16 protein-coding genes are annotated in these 21,125 nt (G+C 38.6%); 13 read left to right on the top strand and 3 right to left on the bottom strand.

Going from position 1 to position 21,125, the window contains the following annotated elements:
- Positions 1–4 precede the first annotated feature (4 nt).
- Together ABVM49_RS13845 and ABVM49_RS13840 are read left to right on the top strand one after the other, a co-directional pair.
- Positions 5–1,384, top strand: a complete 1,380-nt coding sequence (locus ABVM49_RS13845) for an HTTM domain-containing protein (protein ID WP_405202433.1) — start codon at positions 5–7, stop codon at positions 1,382–1,384.
- On the top strand, positions 1,365–3,803 hold the full coding sequence (locus ABVM49_RS13840; RefSeq protein WP_405202431.1) for a TonB-dependent receptor domain-containing protein: 2,439 nt from the start codon (positions 1,365–1,367) through the stop codon (positions 3,801–3,803). Before ABVM49_RS13845 ends, ABVM49_RS13840 begins: the two co-directional genes overlap by 20 nt.
- A gap of 89 nt (positions 3,804–3,892) precedes the next feature.
- Here the strand turns inward: ABVM49_RS13840 and ABVM49_RS13835 are convergent, their stop codons facing one another.
- Positions 3,893–4,138: a hypothetical protein gene (locus ABVM49_RS13835; RefSeq protein WP_038600477.1), complete on the bottom strand. Its 246-nt coding sequence runs from the start codon at positions 4,136–4,138 to the stop codon at positions 3,893–3,895.
- A gap of 329 nt (positions 4,139–4,467) precedes the next feature.
- Here ABVM49_RS13835 and guaB point away from each other — a divergent pair, with 329 nt between their 5' ends.
- On the top strand, positions 4,468–5,940 hold the full coding sequence (gene guaB, locus ABVM49_RS13830) for an IMP dehydrogenase (RefSeq protein ID WP_038600485.1): 1,473 nt from the start codon (positions 4,468–4,470) through the stop codon (positions 5,938–5,940).
- Positions 5,941–6,047: 107 nt separating this feature from the next.
- Here guaB and ABVM49_RS13825 read toward each other — a convergent pair whose 3' ends face one another.
- The gene (locus tag ABVM49_RS13825; protein ID WP_405202430.1) at positions 6,048–7,103 is read right to left on the bottom strand and encodes a T9SS type A sorting domain-containing protein; all 1,056 of its coding nucleotides are present in this window, start codon (positions 7,101–7,103) and stop codon (positions 6,048–6,050) included.
- Between the two features lie 426 nt (positions 7,104–7,529).
- On the opposite strand from ABVM49_RS13825, the gene ABVM49_RS13820 reads away from it, so the two are divergent.
- From ABVM49_RS13820 to ABVM49_RS13780, 9 genes are all read left to right on the top strand, one after another.
- Complete coding sequence (locus tag ABVM49_RS13820) at positions 7,530–9,164, top strand: CTP synthase (RefSeq protein WP_405202429.1); 1,635 nt, start codon at positions 7,530–7,532, stop codon at positions 9,162–9,164.
- Between the two features lie 85 nt (positions 9,165–9,249).
- Positions 9,250–11,136 (top strand): membrane protein insertase YidC, encoded by a 1,887-nt coding sequence (gene yidC, locus ABVM49_RS13815; protein ID WP_405202428.1) that lies wholly within the window; start codon positions 9,250–9,252, stop codon positions 11,134–11,136.
- Positions 11,137–11,305: 169 nt separating this feature from the next.
- A complete protein-coding gene (locus ABVM49_RS13810; RefSeq protein WP_035328361.1) occupies positions 11,306–11,815 on the top strand; it encodes an RNA polymerase sigma factor in 510 nt (169 codons plus the stop codon).
- Complete coding sequence (locus tag ABVM49_RS13805; protein ID WP_035328364.1) at positions 11,802–12,239, top strand: hypothetical protein; 438 nt, start codon at positions 11,802–11,804, stop codon at positions 12,237–12,239. Before ABVM49_RS13810 ends, ABVM49_RS13805 begins: the two co-directional genes overlap by 14 nt.
- 19 nt (positions 12,240–12,258) lie before the next feature.
- Positions 12,259–12,795 (top strand): DUF4252 domain-containing protein, encoded by a 537-nt coding sequence (locus ABVM49_RS13800; RefSeq protein ID WP_298354115.1) that lies wholly within the window; start codon positions 12,259–12,261, stop codon positions 12,793–12,795.
- A gap of 1 nt (position 12,796) precedes the next feature.
- On the top strand, positions 12,797–13,345 hold the full coding sequence (locus ABVM49_RS13795) for a DUF4252 domain-containing protein (protein ID WP_038600500.1): 549 nt from the start codon (positions 12,797–12,799) through the stop codon (positions 13,343–13,345).
- 285 nt (positions 13,346–13,630) lie between these two features.
- Positions 13,631–16,024, top strand: coding sequence for a zinc-dependent metalloprotease (locus tag ABVM49_RS13790; protein WP_405202427.1), 2,394 nt, complete (start codon positions 13,631–13,633; stop codon positions 16,022–16,024).
- 71 nt (positions 16,025–16,095) lie between these two features.
- Positions 16,096–17,115, top strand: coding sequence for a threonine aldolase family protein (locus ABVM49_RS13785; RefSeq protein WP_405202426.1), 1,020 nt, complete (start codon positions 16,096–16,098; stop codon positions 17,113–17,115).
- Positions 17,116–17,319: 204 nt separating this feature from the next.
- Positions 17,320–18,426 carry an OmpA family protein gene (locus ABVM49_RS13780; protein ID WP_038600509.1) on the top strand — a complete coding sequence of 369 codons (1,107 nt, stop codon included), beginning with the start codon at positions 17,320–17,322 and terminating at the stop codon, positions 18,424–18,426.
- Between the two features lie 151 nt (positions 18,427–18,577).
- Here ABVM49_RS13780 and ABVM49_RS13775 read toward each other — a convergent pair whose 3' ends face one another.
- Positions 18,578–18,901 carry a YbaB/EbfC family nucleoid-associated protein gene (locus tag ABVM49_RS13775; protein ID WP_035328382.1) on the bottom strand — a complete coding sequence of 108 codons (324 nt, stop codon included), beginning with the start codon at positions 18,899–18,901 and terminating at the stop codon, positions 18,578–18,580.
- Positions 18,902–19,024: 123 nt separating this feature from the next.
- Between ABVM49_RS13775 and ABVM49_RS13770 the strand changes: the two genes are divergently transcribed.
- Entirely contained in the window at positions 19,025–21,085 is a 2,061-nt protein-coding gene (locus ABVM49_RS13770) for a S9 family peptidase (RefSeq protein WP_405202424.1), read from the top strand.
- Positions 21,086–21,125 lie beyond the last annotated feature (40 nt).

Raw genomic sequence — 21,125 nt, 5'->3', positions numbered from 1 at the left:
CTAGATGAGTTCACGCATAACAACATATTTAAATACACAAAGAGAGGCCGCACCACTAGCGGTCTTTCGTGTGTTTTTTGGTGTGTTAATGTTTGCGAGTATTGCGCGCTTTTGGAGTTATGGATGGATAGAAAAATTTTACATCACTCCTAGTTTTCACTTTACTTTCTACGGGTTTGAGTGGGTGAGACCCTTAGGTGATTATACCTACTTACTTTTTGCCATTTGTGCATTAAGTAGCCTCTTTGTAATGGTAGGTTATAAGTACCGCTGGGCAATTATAGTTTTCTTTTTAAGCTTTACTTACATAGAGCTTATGGATAAGACAATGTATCTTAACCATTACTACTTCATCAGTATGTTAAGCTTCTTGATGATATTTCTTCCAGCTGGAGCTTACTTTTCTGTAGATGCGATTACGCTTTCGCGAAAGCGTAACACAACCCCACCACAATTCATCCCAGCGTGGACTATTGATAGTATAAAACTGCTTTTGGGTATTGTTTATGTGTATGCCGGTCTGGCAAAACTTAATAGTGACTGGCTCTTTAAAGCGATGCCGCTTAAAATATGGTTACCGTCTAAATTTGATATACCCCTCATAGGCAATCTTATGGGTGAGGAGTGGGTGCAGTATGCCTTTAGCTGGTTTGGTGCGGGTTATGACTTGTTTATTCCCTTCTTTTTGCTGTATAAAAAGACGCGTCCTTATGCCTTTGTAATGGTAATAATATTTCACGTGCTTACACGCGTGTTGTTTCCTATCGGGATGTTTCCTTATGTGATGATTGTGAGCGCACTCATCTTTTTTGACGCAGCGTTTCATAAAAAGATTATTTACGCTTTCGCGAAAGCGTTAAAATACCCCACAGCACTTCTTAAAACGAGTAAGAAATACGTTGCTAGTTCTGCTATTTCAAAAAATTATGCGGTTGCTGTTGTTGTCATATTCTTTGTGATACAGATTTTATTACCGTGGCGATATCTAGCTTATCCTGGTGAGTTATTCTGGACCGAAGAAGGCTATCGTTTCTCCTGGCGCGTGATGCTTATGGAAAAATCTGGGTATGCTCAGTTTAAAATAGTAGACGGTGTGACGGGCAGACGATTTTATGTAGATAACACAGATTTTTTGACTCCGTTGCAAGAAAAGCAAATGAGTTTCCAGCCAGACTTTATTCTCGAGTATGCTCACTATCTTCGCGACCATTTTGAGAGTCAAGGCCATCAAGAGGTGCAAGTATATGTTGAGTCATATGTTGCTCTTAATGGGAGATTGAGTACAACATATATAGATCCAGAGGTAAATCTGGCAGAAATAGAAGATTCTTTTAAACACAAAACGTGGGTTATCCCATTTACAGATGAGATTAAAGGTTTATAATACACTTATTTTTATACTTATAGCAACTACTGTCATTGCTCAGAGCAGCCTGAGCGGTACGATCTCTTCTCAAGATGGGAAGGCGCTAGAAGATGTTGAGATTTACTTAAGAGAAGCAAATCAAGTAGCTAGTACAGATGCGTCTGGAAAATACCGTTTTGAAAATATAGAAAACGGCACGTATAACCTCATCGTTTTTGGACTAGCCTATGAACTTGTAGAGCAACAAATACGTATAGAAGGAGAAACTGTAAAAGACTATACACTTACACCACTAGGTGAATCCCTAAGCGAGGTAGTACTCACAAGCCGAAGAGAAAAGATTTTTGCCTTACGATCACTTAAAAAAGTAGAAGGAACTGCAATTTATGCGGGTAAAAAAAGTGAAGTAGTGCTGGTAGATCAACTTACGGCAAACCTTGCTGCAAATGCCCCGAGACAAATATATAGCCAGGTAGTAGGCCTTAATATCTACGAGAACGGCGATGCAGGGTTGCAGCTTAATATAGGTGGCCGCGGTCTAGACCCTAATCGCTCTGCAAACTTTAATATACGACAGAATAATTATGATATAAGCGCAGATGTGCTGGGGTATCCAGAGAGTTACTATACACCACCAGCAGAGGCGCTAAAAGAAATTCAAGTAGTGCGTGGTGCTGCATCTCTACAGTACGGAACACAGTTTGGCGGATTGATAAATTTTAAATTCAGAGAACCCGTAAAAGACAAGAAGATTGAATTAATATCAAGGCAAACCGCAGGCTCGTATGGATTGCTTACGTCTTTTAATAGCCTAAGTGGTACGGTAGGTAAATTGAACTACTACACATATTTTAACTACAAAGAAGGTGACGGCTGGAGACCTAACTCTCAGTTTAATAGTCGTAATTATTTTGCACACGTGGCATATGATTTAAGCGAGCGCACTACACTTACGGGAGAACTTACCCTTTTTAATTATTTAGCAAAACAGGCTGGAGGTCTTACAGATGCTCAATTTATAGAAGACCCTAACTTTAGTAACCGTGATCGTAACTGGTTTGATGTAGACTGGAAGGTGTACTCATTGCGTCTTGATCACGCTTTTAGTGATAAAACAGATTTTAGTTTAAATGTATTTGGACTTGATGCACAACGTAGCGCTGTAGGTTTTAGAACTAATAGAGTATCACAGCCAGATGATGTAGAAGAGCCTAGAGAACTTCTTGTAGATAATTTTACAAACTGGGGAGCAGAGGCAAGATTACTTAGTAGGTATCGTATAGGTGATAAGGATGCGGTCTTCTTGATAGGAAGTAAGTACTATGATGCTAGTAATAGCCAGCAGCAAGGACCTGGAACTACAGCTGCCGATGCAGATTTTAGTTTTGCAACAGAGCAGTTTCCTAATTATGAACGACAGGCGCAGTTTGATTTTCCAAATAAGAACCTAGCGGTTTTTGGAGAAAATATTTTTAATCTTACAGATAGATTTACGGTTACACCAGGCTTTAGATTTGAGTATATAAAAACAGCAAGTGCTGGTTCTTATAAAGACATCGTGTTAGATCTAGCAGGTAATGTGCTTGTAAATCAAGACGTGGCAGATAATCGTGATTTTGAACGTGACTTTTTATTATTGGGACTTGGTACCACATACCAGCTATCTCCTGCTGTTGAGTTGTATGGTAACTTTAGTCAAAACTATCGTTCTGTCACTTTTAATGATATACGAGTGGTAAACCCATCTTTTGTGGTAGATGAAGATATTAAAGATGAAGAAGGCTTTACGGTAGATATAGGGGCAAGAGGTCGTATAGATAATAAGTTTGCTTATGATGTAAGTGCCTTTGGGGTGCGCTATGATGACCGTCTGGGAGAAGTGCTTTTTGAAGATACAGATGGTAGTATAAAAAGGCGTCGAGGTAATATAGGAGATGCTTTTATTTATGGTCTTGAGGTTTTTACAGACTGGAACCTACGCAATACTTTTTTTGAAAGTCATAAAGAGTTTAAACTTAATTTATTTACAAACCTCGCGCTTACTAGTTCAGAGTATCTTAGTTCTGAGGAGATAGGGGTAGAGGGTAATGAGGTAGAGTTTATACCAGATGTAAATTTAAAAACAGGATTAAATTTTGGTTATAAGAATCTTACAGCAAGTGTTCAATATACATACCTCACAGAGCAATTTACAGATGCTACAAATGCGCCACAAGATGTAAATGATAATCAGCGTGGTATAGAGGGGAGTATTCCCTCATATGGAGTGCTAGATGTTTCGGCAGCTTACTCTTGGAAGCAGTTTAAGCTAGAGGCTGGACTTAATAATGCACTTGATGAGTCATATTTTACAAGAAGAGCAACCGGGTATCCCGGCCCTGGTATTATACCTGCAGAGCCTCTCACATTTTATACTACACTACAGATTAAATTATAAGCCTGTCTTTTACGAGATATGCTACATACTACAAAAGCCCTCTCATAAAGTTATGAGAGGGCTTTTGTTATTTATTAATAAGTAAATTACTAAGCTTGTGCTTGTGGTGCCCACGATGCACAGAGCATACCTGGTGCAGCAGTTTTTGGGTTTGCACAATCGCTTTCTTCATAACGCTTGCAAGTAACACAGTTACGGTCATCCTTAAGAGCAGCCTTCATTTCAAAGCTGTCACAGGTATATGCTGAGTTTACGTGTACTTGGTGTTTGTTACAATAATTATCATCTTTAAGTTGATCACAGTTTATACAGTTATGTGCGAGTTTAATAGCCATTTTTTCTTTTTTTAAGTTCGTATTCTTTCCTAAAGTTATGAATAAAGAATGTTTGAAAATTATAAATAACTGTTAATCAGTTTGTTTGTATTTAGATTGAGTAAGAATAAAGAGATAGTTGCGGTAAAATTGATTCAAAATTTCTTAGCGGCATTATGTTTAAATCACTCATTTTAAGTGTCTTAAATGTAGGTTTGGTAGATGGGCGAGTTATATTGATTAATTAAGCGTATCTTTGCACGCAATTAATTGTTAGCGTGGATTTATAGTAGTACGCTTTCGCGAAAGCGTAAAAATCTCCACTCTCACCTCTTAAAACAATAATTGCTATGACTGCACACGAAAATAAAATTCTAGGAGAAGGGCTCACCTATGACGACGTACTTCTAGTTCCTGCTTTTTCTGAAGTATTACCTAGAGAAGTAAGCATACAATCAAAATTTACTCGCAACATCACGCTTAATGTACCTATTGTCTCTGCGGCGATGGATACGGTTACAGAGAGTCGTATGGCAATTGCTATTGCTCAAGAAGGCGGTATAGGAGTATTGCACAAAAATATGACTATAGATGAGCAGGCTATCAAGGTGCGTAAAGTAAAGCGTGCAGAGAGCGGGATGATTATAGACCCTGTGACATTACCTCTTAAATCTTTAGTAAGTGATGCAAAAGCTGCAATGCGCGAGCATAGTATAGGAGGAATTCCTATTGTAGATGATAATGGAAAATTGATAGGTATTGTTACAAATCGTGACTTACGTTTTGAAAAAGACAATGACCGTCCGGTAAGTGAGGTGATGACATCAGAAAATCTTGTTACTGCAGCAGAGGGAACCTCTCTACAACAAGCAGAAGAGATACTCCAAAATCATAAAATAGAAAAACTACCTGTCGTAACAGGAGATAATACACTTGTGGGGCTCATCACTTTTAGAGATATCACAAAACTTACTTTAAAGCCTAACGCAAATAAAGATAAATTTGGGCGCCTACGTGTAGCTGCTGCTATAGGTGTTACTGGTGATGCTGTAGAGCGTGCTGGAGCACTTGTAAAAGCTGGAGTAGATGCTATTGTTATAGATACAGCTCACGGTCATACTAAAGGTGTGGTAGAGGTCTTAAAATCTGTAAAAGCATCTTACCCAGAATTAGATTGTGTGGTAGGTAATATAGCTACTGGAGCAGCAGCAAAATACCTTGTAGAAGCGGGTGCAGATGCTGTTAAAGTAGGTATAGGCCCAGGATCAATCTGTACAACACGTGTTGTTGCGGGAGTTGGTTTTCCTCAGTTTAGCGCCGTGCTAGAGTGTGCAGCGGCTATAAAAGGTACAGGAGTACCAGTAATTGCAGATGGAGGTATACGTTATACAGGTGATATTCCTAAGGCAGTTGCCGCAGGAGCAGACTGTGTGATGCTAGGTTCTTTACTTGCAGGTACAAAAGAGTCACCAGGAGAGACTATTATTTATGAAGGACGTAAGTTCAAATCATATAGGGGTATGGGATCTGTAGAGGCTATGAAGCAAGGCTCAAAAGATCGTTACTTTCAAGATGTAGAAGATGACATTAAGAAACTAGTACCAGAGGGTATTGTAGGTCGTGTACCTTACAAAGGTGAGCTTAACGAGAGTATCCACCAGTTTGTAGGAGGTCTTAGAGCTGGTATGGGTTACTGTGGTGCTGGTAGTATCGAGGCTCTTAAAGAGAACGGACAATTTGTAAAAATCACTGCTAGTGGTATAAATGAGAGTCACCCACACGATGTGACTATCACAAAGGAAGCTCCTAACTATAGTAGATAGAAATTTTAGGATTACGCTTTCGCGAAAGCGTAATTACATATAGTGAAATAAAAAAAGAGCCGCCTCAATTTGAGGCGGCTCTTGGCATTAAATAATTGGGGGACTTATTAATTTTTAATGAATCGTAGTGACTGGCTTGCTCTATCTCCAGTAAGTTTAAGGAAATATACGCCTGTCTGTAAATCTGAAATATTAAGACTAGTAATTGCATTAGTAAAATCAAAGGATTTTACCACACTACCCACTATATTAATAATTTCAACATTGAGGATAGTTGTATCCGTAGGGTTTGATACGGTTATTGAGCTCTGAGCTGGATTCGGGTAAATACTGATACTGGTATCTAGTACTGCAGTGCTAGTAGAAAGCGCCTCGGCATTTATTGCCCACTCTAAAGTGTTAGACATAAGTTGTCCCACATCTGAGCTGCTTTCCCAAAAATCCGTTCTAGAGTCTGAAGATGGAGGAAAGAGATTTATGTAAGCACGTCTTGTGTTCATTTGTCCTACATTGTCTTTTGTGATAATGAGTGGTGATCCATCTGTCCACTCCGCAATTACTGTAGCACCGTTTGCTATATATCCTTCCGCATTATGAAAAGATGCCATACCACCGTCTATAAAACTTACATCTGTCATAATAGTGCTCTCTGGATGATGTATGGTTCCAAGACCTAGATAGGCATCACTGGCTTGGCCACATTGCATATATAATTCATATGAAGACCAGTCGCCCATAATAGGTATACTTGCCCCAAATGTGGCATCTACTACTGCGCCTCCGCTCTCTATATATTGAGCAAGTACATTACCAAGAGCTATAGGATCACTAGGCTCATTATCTGTAAAGGTGAAGACCGCATCATACCCTTGTAATTCCTCAAGAGTAGGTGTGCCTGTAGTTGTGTTAAATGTGACAACATTATGTCTCCCTATTTCCTCTATTTTTTCCTCTACATCTAAAAGCCATACTTCGTGTGCTGGTGATGCTGCAATAAGCACAGTAGAGCTAGGTGAGTTAGGTAAAATCTGTTTACCAGAGTTATTTTGATAACCAGTAAGTGTAGGTAAATTTTGAGAGATAGCGCTGCTCCCCTGTGCAAAGCTTCGTAGACCATTTAGGAGTAAAAGGATCGAAAATAATAATGTTGTAAGTTTCTTCATAATAAAGGTTGTTTATTACGCAATTGCGTTGTTAATAATAAGTATGATTTGAGGGTAGTTAAATTTAATCGGTTAAAACAGTAGTTTATAGGTGTTTAGCCTGTTTGTTTAGTCCGAATATACTTACATTAAAATACTGAAAGTCAGAATATTACAAGTTAATAATCTCATTTTTTTATCAATACAACGATTTAGTGAAAAAACAGCTGTTTTTCTTACTTGTATTATTTTAAAGTATTGAAAATGAGCAAAAAATGAAAACGGCAGATAAAGGGAAGTTCGATCATCAAAATGAAGCAATTTTTACGTGTGCCGTTCTATAGTTATGAGTACTAGTACTTATATAAATATTGAGATTTTAAGCAGTACTCTCCTTAAAATCCCGTACTTTTACACCCCGTAAACGAACCTTCAGAAAATCCTTAAATGGCATCTACAAAATACATCTTCGTAACGGGCGGAGTATCCTCTTCACTAGGTAAAGGTATTATCGCAGCATCACTAGCAAAACTTTTGCAAGCGCGAGGATACAGAGTCACTATTCAAAAACTAGATCCTTATATTAATATAGATCCTGGTACACTTAATCCTTATGAGCACGGAGAATGCTATGTGACAGATGATGGTGCAGAGACAGATCTTGATCTGGGACATTACGAGCGTTTTCTTAATACACCTACCTCACAGGCTAATAATGTTACAACGGGACGTATCTATCAAAGTGTAATAGATAAAGAGCGTAGAGGTGAGTTTTTAGGTAAAACAGTGCAAGTAATACCTCATATTACAAATGAGATCAAGGAACGCATCCAGATTTTAGGGAAGAGCGGAGATTATGATATCGTAATTACCGAGATAGGAGGAACTGTAGGTGATATAGAGTCATTACCATATATAGAGAGTATACGCCAGCTCAAATGGGAGCTAGGTAAAAAGAACTCACTAGTTATACACCTTACACTTATACCATACCTTGCAGCAGCAGGAGAACTTAAAACTAAGCCTACCCAGCACAGTGTAAAAACACTTATGGAGAGCGGTATTATGGCAGATATACTTGTATGTCGTACAGAACACGAGCTAGGGTATGATCTTAAGGCAAAACTTGCACGTTTTTGTAACGTAGAGCAAGAAGCTGTTATAGAGTCTAGAGATGCTAGTACTATATATGATGTGCCAAACTTGATGCTAGAAGAAGGCCTTGATGCAATCTCTCTTAAAAAATTAGACCTGCCAGACGCCACACAACCAGAGCTTACGAGATGGAATGAGTTTCTAGCAAAGCATAAAAACCCAAAATCTGAAGTCACGATAGGCCTTATAGGTAAATATGTAGAACTTCAAGATTCTTATAAATCTATACTTGAAGCATTTATACACGCTGGTGCAGAAAATGAGGTTAGGGTAAATATAGAGAGCATACATAGTGAGCATATCACTCCAGAGGTGATTAAAAATAAAATTGCAAACCTAGACGGTGTGCTAGTAGCGCCAGGTTTTGGAGAGCGCGGTATAGAAGGTAAAATTAAGGCAGTACAATATGCAAGAGAGCATAAGATTCCGTTTTTAGGAATATGTCTTGGTATGCAAATGGCAGTTATTGAGTACGGAAGAAATGTTTGCGAGTTTACAAAAGCAAACTCAACAGAGATGGACCCAAACACTCCACACCCAGTGATAGATATAATGGAAGAGCAAAAGAGTATCACAGATATGGGAGGTACAATGCGTCTAGGGGCTTGGGCTTGTAAACTTGCGCCAGATAGTATTGTAAAAGACGTATATGGCGATGAGATTATTATGGAAAGACACCGCCATAGATATGAGTTTAATGACGCATATCGCGAGCGATTAGACAAAGCCGGTATGAAAATTACAGGTACTAACCCAGATACAGGTCTTGTGGAGATTGTAGAAATAGAAGATCACCCTTGGTTTGTAGGCGTGCAATATCACCCAGAGTATAAGAGTACGGTAAGCAATCCGCATCCGCTATTTGTAGCGTTTGTGAGAGCAGCCGTTAGTTATGCTCAAGACAGTACGCGTGCCAGTATGGCATAAATAAACCCTTTGGCGAGTAAATTGCTTTGAGAAAATCACGCTTTCGCGAAAGCGTAATCAAAAAACACCCACCTAAACAGGATTAATGAAAAAGAACTTTGACACAAATTCACTTATTGGAATGCTCCTTATGGGAGGTATCCTTTTATGGATCATCTACTTTAATAAGCCTACAGCCGAAGAGCTAGAAGCTGAGAAAGCAGCACAAACAGAGCAGGTAGAATCACAAGATACAGATGTGGCTAGCCTACCGGTTGCACAAACAGGTCCCGCAATAGCATCAGACTCTATTACAAATATTGCATTACAAAACAGATTAGGTGCATTTGCATATTCTGGCTCATTACCATCTGCAAAGGAGGGAGCAACCACTACCATTTCTAACGATGTTTTAGAAATTAAAGTGAGCAATAAAGGTGGGTATATAACAGAGGTGAAGTTGCTACAGCATAGCACTTATGACTCGATACCTGTATACCTTATTAAAGATGGTAACAGTACTTTTAATGTAAGTTTTAGTACGTCTGATAACCGTAATCTTAATACTAAAGACTTGTTTTTTGAGCCTAGTCTTTCTAAAAATGGTAATAACGATGTGTTGTCTATGAAGCTTAAAGTTTCTAATAATGAGTACCTAGAGTACCGTTATGAGCTTAAGGAAGGCGATTATATGATGGATTTTGGGATGCGTTCGCAAGGACTTTCTACTAGGCTTAACACATCAAACCCTATGCGTATGCAGTGGGACTTTAAAGGGATGCGTCACGCACGTAGCCAGTCTTATGAAAATAGATACACGCGTCTTACCTATAAGTACGAAGAAGATAAAACAGATAAGCTCTCACCAGCTGGAGATGATGATGAGATAGAAGAGGATCTTGTATGGATGAACTACCGCCAGCACTTCTTTAGCTCAATGCTTATTTCTGAAACTCCATTTAAAGAAGCGAGACTTACCTCAAAAGATCTTTATAAAGAAGCAGACGATAGAGATGAAGAAACCATATTTACAAAACAATATGGATCTGACGTTTTACTAGAAGCCAAAAACGGAGAGCTAGACTACGCTATGCAGATGTATTATGGCCCTACAGATTACACAATCCTTAAGTCTTATGATCAAGGACTAGATGAGGCTATGCCATTAGGGTGGGGGATATTTGGGTTCTTAAATAAGTACCTCGTTATTCCTTTCTTTGGGTTCTTATCTGGATTCTTACCAGCAGGTATTGCTATTATAGTAATGACTATTGTTATAAAATTATTTTTATCTCCTGTACAGTATAAACAGTACACGTCACAGGCTAAGATGAAGATTCTTAAGCCAGAAATTGCTGCTATCTCAGAGAAGTATAAAGATAACGCAATGAAGAAGCAGCAGGAGACTATGGCGCTGTATAGTAAAGCAGGGGCAAGTCCTGCCGCAGGTTGCTTACCAGCGTTATTACAAATTCCAGTGTTTTATGCGCTATTTACATTTTTCCCATCTGCGTTTGATTTAAGAGGAAAAAGCTTCTTATGGGCAGATGATTTATCTAGCTATGATGAGATTGCAAAGCTTCCGTTTGAGATTCCTTTTTATGGTGATCACGTGAGTTTATTTCCTATACTAGCTGCAGTTACTATTTTCTTCTCTATGAGATTAACTACAGGTAACCAGCAAATGCAACAGCCTACTCAAGAAGGTATGCCAGATATGAGTAAGATGATGAAGTATATGATGTACTTCTCACCATTGCTTATGCTTGTTTTCTTTAACCAGTATGCAAGTGGTCTGAGTTTATATTACTTTATTTCTAACTTACTTACAATAGGTATTATCTTAGTTATTAAAAATGTGATTATCGACGAAGAGAAGATTAGAGCAAAGATAGAAGTGAAAAAAGCTAAGCCTAAGAAGCAAGGTAAGTTTGCAAAGAAAATGCAACAAATGATGGAGCAAGCAGAGCAACAGCAGAAAAATAGAAAGTAAGCTGCTTCTTTATAAGTATCATATTAAAAACTCCTACCTCTTCAGGTAGGAGTTTTTTAAGTTTTATGGGGTATGAGAGCGCTTTCGCGAAAGCGTAAAAAGAATATGTAACAACCGCTGTAACAAAACCTATGATGTATCGTCTTCCTAATAACTAACCAATTAATCGATGGACCAACACTCGTTCATAAAGCTTGTAAATCCTTTTAAAGATAAGATATATCGCGTTGCAAAGCGATTGCTCGTATCACAAGATGAGGCGCAAGATGCTACGCAGGAAGTACTACTGCGACTATGGACAAAGAGGTCTAAAATAAAAGAATATCGAAGTGTTGAAGCATTTGCGATGACGATGACAAAAAATTATTGCTACGATAAGCTTAAAGCTAAGGGAAGCAATAATCTTAAAATCGTTCATAACAATTATGAAGATCACTCAGGTAATACAAGCAAGCATATTGAGGTTGCAGATGAGGTCGCGTGGGTGTTTAAACTTATGGAAGACCTACCAGAGCAACAACGACTTATTGTACAAATGAGAGATGTAGAGCAAATGGATAATGCAGAGATTGCCGTGGCACTCCAGATGAATGAGACCGCTGTGCGAGTAGCACTCTCTAGAGCCCGCAAAAAACTAAGAGAAGAATTGATTAAAAAACGAAATTATGGAATCTCATAATATAGAGAAACTACTAGAAGATTACTTTGAAGGAAGTACTACGCTCCAGCAAGAAGCACAACTACGTGACTACTTTACTGGTGATAACGTGGCGCCACATCTTAAAGAGTATGAAAGTATGTTTACAGCATTTGCCGTGGCAAGTGAAGAGACTTATGATAGACCTATTGTATTACCTAAGCAGCATAAGCCTAGATATAGATTTATGGCAAGTGCAGCAGCAGCGGTAATAGTAGGACTAGTAATCTGGACACAAGGTACTCAAGTAGATAATCGTATCTCTACAAATTATGAAAATGAAGAAGTAGCCATCTTAAAAACCAAGCAAGCCCTTGGTATGATGTCTCAAATGATTAACAGTAGCACCACACAGCTAGATGTGGTAGAAGAATTTGACAAAGCCTCTAGCACCTTATTTAAATAAAAATCAAAAAACAAAGAAGATGAAAAAGTTAATAATGATAGCAGCTCTTGCCTTAGTAACCCTAGCAAGTAACGCCCAGAGCCCTTTTGATAAGTACGAAGACCTTAAAGGAGTAAGCTCTATAGTAATGAACCAGAAGATGTTTAAGCTACTCAGTAAAGTAGACCTTAACTCATCAGATCCAGAGATGCAGCAGTACATAAACCTAGTAGATAACCTAGAAAACGTAAAGATGTATACCAGTGCAAATGCAGGTATAATGGACCAGATGAACGCCTCTATGAAAGGCTACATAGCAAGCAGCGGTTTACAAGAACTAATGAGAGCAAAAGATGATGGTAAGAATGTAAAATTTTACTATAAAGAAGGAAGTAGTGAAGACTATGTAAAAGAGTTTGTAATGTTTTTAAACGGAAATATGGAAGGTGAGCAACGCGCTGTATTCTTTCAGGTAACTGGAAACATAGATTTAAAGCAAATATCTAAGCTAGCTCAAGATCTAGATTTTAAAGGGAGTGAAGCTCTTAAGGAAGTTCAAAACGCAAAAAAGTCATAATATGTATAACACAATAAAAACAGTAGTAGCAGCCTTTGCAGTGTTGCTCACACTTGCAAGTTGTAGTAATAAACAATCGTTGCAAGAGTATTATGTAGATAATCAAGAAAACGGTGACTTTATTCTTGTAGACGTACCTACTAGTTTACTAGGTAAAAATGTAGAGGCGTTAAGTGAAGAGCAGCAAGAGGTTTTTAAAACCGTGCGTAAAATAAACCTTATGGCATACCAGACTAAGTCTGGTGACACGGCAGCAATGCAAGTAGAGCGAGACAAGGTAAAAGACATCCTTACCTCAGATGATTATGAGGAGCTTATGAAAGCCAGCGGAGATATGGGGCAAATGCGTCTCTATTTTAAAGGAGAAGAAGATGCTATAGATGAGGTGATCTTCTTTGGTGCAGATGATAATAAAGGCTTTATGCTTGCTCGCTTACTAGGTAATGATATGAACATAGGAGATATGATGCGTATGGCAGAGTCTCTAGAAAAGAGTGATATAGATGTATCACAATTTGGAAGCATTATGGAAGTTTTTGATAATAAATAAAGTCAAAAAATGTTGAACGCATAAGCCCTATTTGGCGATAGGCTTTCCATATATAGAGGTACCCGCAAGGGTACCTCTTTTTTTTGGAGCATATACAGCAGGTGTATTTACAAGAGCAGTATCCCGCTTTACGTTGCAATTCCTCGGGATGGCACAGCCAGCCCTGCGGGATTTACACTACAATCGGGGCTAGCTATGAGATTTATAGAGTACTCCCTTAGTACCCTATAATTGGCAAGTATATTTTCATCTAAACGTGTATCTTAGACAACCTAATTTTACGATATGAAAAAATACAGCATTCTCGCCATTTGTTTATTAGTCGCAACCAGCACCTTTGCACAGTTTTTAGATTCAAAAAAAGATCTAGTAACCTCAAAAGGATTTTTCACACTGCATTATGATGAGAGTGATGATAAGATATATGTAGAGGTAGATAAGCTAGATGAAGAATTCTTATACGTACACTCACTGCGCACAGGCTTAGGAAGCAACGACATAGGTCTAGATAGAGGACAACTAGGGGGTAATGCAGTAGTAAAATTTCAGAAAGTAGGTAATAAAATAATGCTCGTACAGCCTAATATGCGCTACAGAGCAAATACTACAAATGAGCTAGAACGCAAATCTATAGAAGAAGCCTTTGCAAAATCTGTGCTCTTTGGCTTTCCTATAAAAGAGCAAAAAGGAGGAAAGTACCTCATAGACTTCACACCGTTTTTACTAGAAGACACACACGGTGTAGCTGCGAGATTAAAACGTGGTAAGGAAGGTACTTATAAATTAGACAAAACAAGAAGCGCTATGTATATGGAGCGCACAAAGGCTTTTCCGGAAAACACAGAGTTTGAAGCGCTACTCACTTTTAAAGGCAGCCCAACGGGAAGAAACATACGCTCTGTTGCTCCAGATGCAAAGGCACTTACTGTGGTACAGCACTACTCATTTGTAAAGTTGCCAGATAATAAGTACGTCCCTCGTCCTTTTGATCCTCGAGCTGGAGTAAACGCAACTACATACCTAGATTATGCAACACCGGTACAAGAGCCTATAGTAAAGCGCTATGCAAACCGTCATAGACTGGAGAAGAAAAATCCTAATGCAGCTATGAGTGAAGCGTTAGAGCCTATTATCTATTACCTAGATCCTGGTACTCCAGAGCCAGTGAGATCTGCATTACTTGAGGGAGCAAGCTGGTGGAATCAAGCATATGAGTCGGCAGGATTTAAGGATGCATTTCAGGTAAAAATGTTGCCTAAGGATGCAGACCCTATGGATGTGCGTTATAATGTAATACAATGGGTACACCGAAGTACTAGGGGGTGGAGTTATGGAGCAAGCGTGCGTGACCCACGTACTGGGGAGATCATAAAAGGTCACGTAAGCCTTGGGAGTTTAAGAATACGTCAAGATTTTTTAATCGCTCAAGCGTTGATGAATAAACCTTTTGCAGAACGTGATGATAATTATGAGCCTATGCTAGAGATGGCGCTCGCAAGAATAAGACAATTAAGCGCTCACGAGGTAGGTCATACCATTGGGTTTGCACACAACTTTGCGGCTAGTTCAAATGGCAGAGCCAGCGTTATGGACTACCCGCACCCTACACTCACCTGGGACGGAAGTGAAGTAGATTTTTCTAATGCCTATGCAACTGGTATAGGAGAGTGGGATAAAGTTACTGTACAGTATAACTACGGAGTGGCTCCTAAGGGAGTTTCAGAAAAAGACTATCTCAATTCTATCTTAACTAAAGCAGAGCAAAGCGGCTTACGTTATATAACAGATAGTGATGCAAGACCACAAGGGGGAGCTCACGCTAAGGCGCACCTATGGGATAATGGGGCTAGTGCTTACCAAGAGTTAGATAAAATGCTTGCTTTAAGAAAAGGAGCTATCGCAAACTTCTCTGTAGATAATATACGTAGCAATGAGCCTTACTCTGTGCTTGAAGATGTATTTGTGCCACTATATTTTTACCACAGATATCAAACTGAGGCAGCGGTAAAAATGATAGGAGGTCTCGAGTATAATTATGCCGTAAAAGGTGATAGTAATCTTAGCATAACAAAGATTCTTGACGCTGGAGAGCAAAGAGCAGCGCTTAGTAGCGTTTTAAAAACCTTGACAGCTACAGAGCTGGCTATACCTAAAGACAAGTTGGCATTATTCCCTCCTCGAGCACAAGGGTATGGGAGATCACGTGAAAGTTTTAAAAGTAACGATGGTGTAGGCTTTGATGCTTTAGGTGCTGCAGCAACAGCAAGTGATATGACGTTGTCACTGCTTCTTCATCCAGAAAGAGCAAACAGACTTGTGCAGCAAGAAGCATTAGACCCGTCTCAAATGGGACTTGACGGAATGCTCTCTACGCTTGTAAATAGCACCATATTCAGTAACGAGCAAGATTCTTATAAAGCAGGAGTACAACAAACTATAAATTACAATGTGCTTAAACATCTTATGAATCTTTCGGCGCATAGTAAGTCTATACCACAGACTAAAGCTTTTACGAGAGCACAGCTTAAACAGGTGAGAGCAAAACTCGCTAGTCAAACTACAGATGCAAATGCAGTATTTATGGTAGATGAAATTGAGACATTCTTAAAAGCACCCGAAAAGTTTAAGGTGTTACCATCTCCAAAAATTCCAGATGGATCACCTATAGGATGTATGTAAATACGCTTTCGCGAAAGCGTAAACTTAAAACTCACCACCACATATTATAATTATATCATACACTAGAATTAATGAAAATAGATTTACGCTCAGATACACTCACAAAACCTACTCCGGCTATGCTCGATTTTATGATGCAAGCACAAGTGGGTGATGATGTTTACAAGGAGGACCCTACAGTAAACGAGTTAGAAAGTCGCCTGGCAAAAATGTTTAAGATGGATAGCGCTCTATACTTTCCTACCGGTAGTATGGCAAATCAAGCAGCCATTAAGTTACACACACAGCCAGGGGAGCAACTTATAGCAGATGCTTATGCTCACGTTTATAATTATGAAGGAGGAGGAGTATCCTTTAATAGTGGTGTGTCGTGCAAACTTATAAATGGTAATAGGGGTATGATAACTGCATCTCAAGTAGAGGCAGCTATAAATCCGCCGGATTTTTATCATAGTCCGCTCACTACATTGGTATGCCTAGAGAACACCACAAATAAAGGTGGAGGAGCTTGTTATGATATAGAAGAGATAAAGAAAATTAAAGAGGTATGTAATAAACACGGCTTAGGTTTACACCTAGATGGTGCACGATTATGGAATGCCCTTGTGGCAAAAGGAGAGGAGCCGTCTAGTTATGGAGAACTATTTGACACTATATCTGTATGTCTTTCAAAAGGCCTTGGAGCTCCTATGGGCTCTGTTCTTATAGGAAAACGACAATTTATGGATAAGGCAATGCGTGTGCGTAAAGTTTTAGGTGGTGGTATGCGCCAGGTAGGGTATATGGCCGCTGCTGGCCTGTATGCGTTAGACCACCACGTAGATAGAATGGCAGAAGATCACCAGAGAGCTCAAGAAATAGCAATATTATTAAAAGATCAAGCTTACATTAAATCTGTTGAGTCTACTGAAACAAATATTATAATATTTAACCTTAAGGATACTATAGATGGGGCTTCTTTTACTAACTATCTTTTTGAAAATCAAATAGCTATAAGTGATATGGGACAAGGTAAATTAAGAATAGTGACTCATTATGATTACGGTAAAACTGCTCACGCACGTGTTTTAGACGTTTTAGACAGATTTTGAGGCTGTTATTAGATTTAAATTATTTGAGTAAAATACATCTTTGCTTAAAGATTCGATTTTTTTGTGTTGTTGGTCGGTCTAAATACGTACTTAATCCCTTTTGAACTTTCTTAAAAAAAAGTTAACGTCTTTATAAGGGAAAGCGGTTATTTTTGTACTTTTAAATTGAATTCCAACACTTTAATCTTTTAACTATCAATTATTATGAAGAAAATTTTATTTTTATGTGCCCTAGTAGGATTTGCATTTGCAAATGTTCAAGCACAAGATTTACCTACTAATCCAGAACCAGGTAAATGTTACGTACGTTGTACAACTCCAGACATCTATGAGACTCAGAGTGTACAGATCCAAAAAACACCAGCTTACAAAGTACTTAAAGTTGTACCTGCTCAATACGATACAGTAACTGAGCGTGTAATGGTAAAAGAGGCTTCTAAGCGTCTTAGAGTAATACCAGCTACTTACAAAACTGAAACAGTAACTTATGTAAAGAGTACTTCTGGGTCTTCTTTAAGAGTAGTTCCTGCTTCTTTTTCTAACGATACTGAGACTATCGAAGTAAAATCTGCTTATGCGCAGTGGGAATTAGGTGCTCCAGCTCCTGATTGTGCTTCTTCTAACCCAGACGATTGTCGTTACTGGTGTTACAAAGGGTACCCAGCTGAGTATACTACAGTATCTAAGCGTGTACTTGCTTCAGATGCAACAGTACAGTCTACTCCAGGAGGTTCTGCAAACGGAACTTACACTAAGAGAGTTGTTGATCAGCCTGCAAGAGTAGTTGAGGAAGAAGTTCCTGCTGAGTTTGCAACTATCACTAAAACTGTTCTTGTAAAAGATGCTACTACTACTGAAGAGGTAGTTGCTGCAACTTTTGACACTGTATCTAAAGAAGTTCTTAAGCAAAAAGGTGGTCTTACTACTTGGAGAGAAGTTGAGTGTGCTCTTGTTGAGTACCAAGCACTTCCTATCAACTGGAATACTAACTCTGCAACTTTAACTCCTGCTGCAAAAAACATTATCGATACTAGATTAATGCCATTACTTGCTGAAAACCCAGGTGTAAAATTAGAGATCGCTTCTCACACAGATTCTAGAGGAGCTGCTTCTTCTAACCAAGATCTTTCTGAGCGTCGTGCACAGTCTGTAGCAAACTACCTTATCTCTAAGGGAGTAAACAACAGTCTTCTTGTAGCAAACGGATTTGGTGAGCGTAAGCTTAAAAACCGTTGTGCAGATGGTGTTTCTTGTACTGAGCGTCAGCACGCTGCAAACCGTCGTACTGAATTCCGTCTTATCAATAACTAAGACTTAAATTAGCACTAGCTAATCAGTTATATAGTAAAGCGCCTTCATTATGAAGGCGCTTTTTTTTGCTTCATATTTTAATAAGTGATTAGAACAAAAAAAGGCAACCACATAAAGTGGTTGCCTTTTTTAATACAGTATATATGTTGTGTTATTTAAACATATCCATTCCTGGTATGTTAGGCATACCTTCCTTAGCAACGGCAGCCATTTCTGTATCGTGTATATCTTGTGCCTTCTCAAGCGCTTTATTAAGGGTTAATACAAGATAGTCTTCTAGTTGTTCTTTATCTTCAAGTAAAGCTTCATCAAGGCTAATCTCTTTTATACGGCCACTTGCTGTCACAGTCGTTTTAAGTAATTGGTCTGACGATGCTTCGTCTATTAAAACTGTTTTAAGTCTTTCTTTAGTTTCTTCGGCTTTTGCTTTGGCTTCTTGTAGTTTACCCATTAAGCCCATCATATCTCCAAACATATGTATTGTTTTTAATCATTAGTGAGTACAAAGTTATTAAAAGCATTGATGACCTATTTCATACAACACAAAATAGTTAGACAGATGGGTTGTACTTTTGCATTTCTATAAAATATAAAGCTCTTGATAAAAAATAATATACCACCTGTAGCCAATAAATTACCTGTTCAACTAGAAAAGCATAATAATACCCGAGTAGATGATTATTTCTGGATGAATGAAAGAGATAGTCCGGAGGTGTTGTCACACCTTGAAGAAGAAAATAGGTATTACAATGAGATGACGGCTCATACCAAAGCATTTCAAGCTGAACTTTTTGAGGAGATGAAAGGTAGGATAAAAGAAGATGATGCTTCAGTACCTTATAAGCACAATGGCTACTGGTATTACAGACGTTTTGAAACAGGTAAGGATTACCCACTATATTGTAGAAAAGAGGGAAGTTTAGATGCTCCAGAGATCATCGTTTTTGATAATAATGAGATGGCTGTTGGTCATTCTTATTTTAGTCAAGCTAGCTACTCTGTCTCAGAAGATAATACCATTGCGGCTTACGGTATTGATACCGTAAGTAGACGCCAGTATACTATACGTTTTAAGAATCTCGTTACTGGAGAGATTCATAATACTGAAATTAAAAATACAACAGGCGGTGCTGTATGGGCAAATGATAATAAAACTGTCTATTATTCCAGAAAAGACGAAGAGACACTACGCTCTAACCAGATATTTAAACACACATTAGGTACAGATCCTAGTGAAGATGTGCTCGTTTATCAAGAAGACGACGAGACATTTTATACTTATGTATTTAAGTCCAAGTCAAAAAAATATATACTCATAGGTTCTGACAGTACGATGACGAGTGAGTTTAGATTTGCATCTGCAGCCCGAGGAACAACAGACTTTAAAGTTTTTCAAGAGCGTACACGAGGTCTTGAGTATGCCGTATCGCATTATGATGACGCGTTTTATATACAAACTAATAAAGATAAGGCTACTAACTTTAAGGTGATGAGAACTCCAGAAAATCAAACAGCGATGCAGTACTGGGAAGACCTTATACCTCACAGAGAAGACACGCTTATAGAAGACGTTGAGATTTTTAAGGAGTACTTAGTGATAAGTGAGCGTAGCAACGGGTTAAATAAGATAAGAATTAAAAGTTGGGATGATCGAGTAGACTACTACCTTCCTTTTGATAATGAGACCTATGATGCATACCCTACGACAAATATAGATTTTGATACTCATATTCTTAGATATGCTTACAATGCTCTAAACACGCCAGCCTCTGTTATTGATTTTAATATGGAGACTCAAGAAAAAACGGTTCTAAAAGAACAAGAAATTCTTGGTGGTAACTTCTCAAAAGATAATTATAAGATGGAGCGCATCTGGGCACCAGCCCAAGATGGTGTAAAAATTCCAATCTCAATCGTTTATCATAAAGATACAGTGCTAGACGGAAACGCTCCCCTACTGCAATATGCGTACGGAAGTTATGGAAGTACCATAGATCCATCATTTAGTAGTATACGTCTTTCTTTACTTGATAGAGGTTTTATCTATGCCATTGCGCATATACGAGGAGGGGAGTATCTAGGTCGTAAATGGTATGAAGATGGAAAACTCCTTAAAAAGAAAAACACTTTTACAGATTTTATTGATGTTTCAAAATTTTTGATAGCACAAAATTACACATCATCAAAACATCTATATGCATACGGAGGCTCTGCGGGAGGTTTACTTATAGGTGCGGTTATAAATATGGCACCAGAGCTCTATAACGGGGTTATCGCTGCTGTTCCATTTGTAGATGTAGTTACAACGATGCTTGATGATACCATACCACTCACAACGGGAGAGTATGATGAGTGGGGAAACCCTAATGATAAGGAGTATTATGAATATATGAAGAGTTACAGTCCTTATGATAACGCTTTCGCGAAAGCGTACCCTAATGTACTAGTAACCACAGGTTATCACGATAGCCAGGTGCAATACTGGGAACCTGCAAAATGGGTAGCAAAACTTAGGGAGAACAACATTTCTAATAACCAAATCATCTTCCAGTGCAATATGGATGCGGGTCACGGTGGAGCATCAGGGCGTTTTGAAGCCTTAAAAGAGGTGGCGCAAGATTATGCGTTTTTACTTGATTTAGAGGGGATTACTAAGTAGTGCCACAGCTTGATGTTTATAACTGTATGGAATAGAACCA

Origin of the sequence: Dokdonia sp. LLG6352-1 (genome assembly GCF_045055815.1) — a bacterium.
Lineage (GTDB): Bacteria > Bacteroidota > Bacteroidia > Flavobacteriales > Flavobacteriaceae > Dokdonia > Dokdonia donghaensis.
Note: the sequence above shows the minus strand (reverse complement) of the source record. Positions and strands in the feature narration are given on the sequence as shown.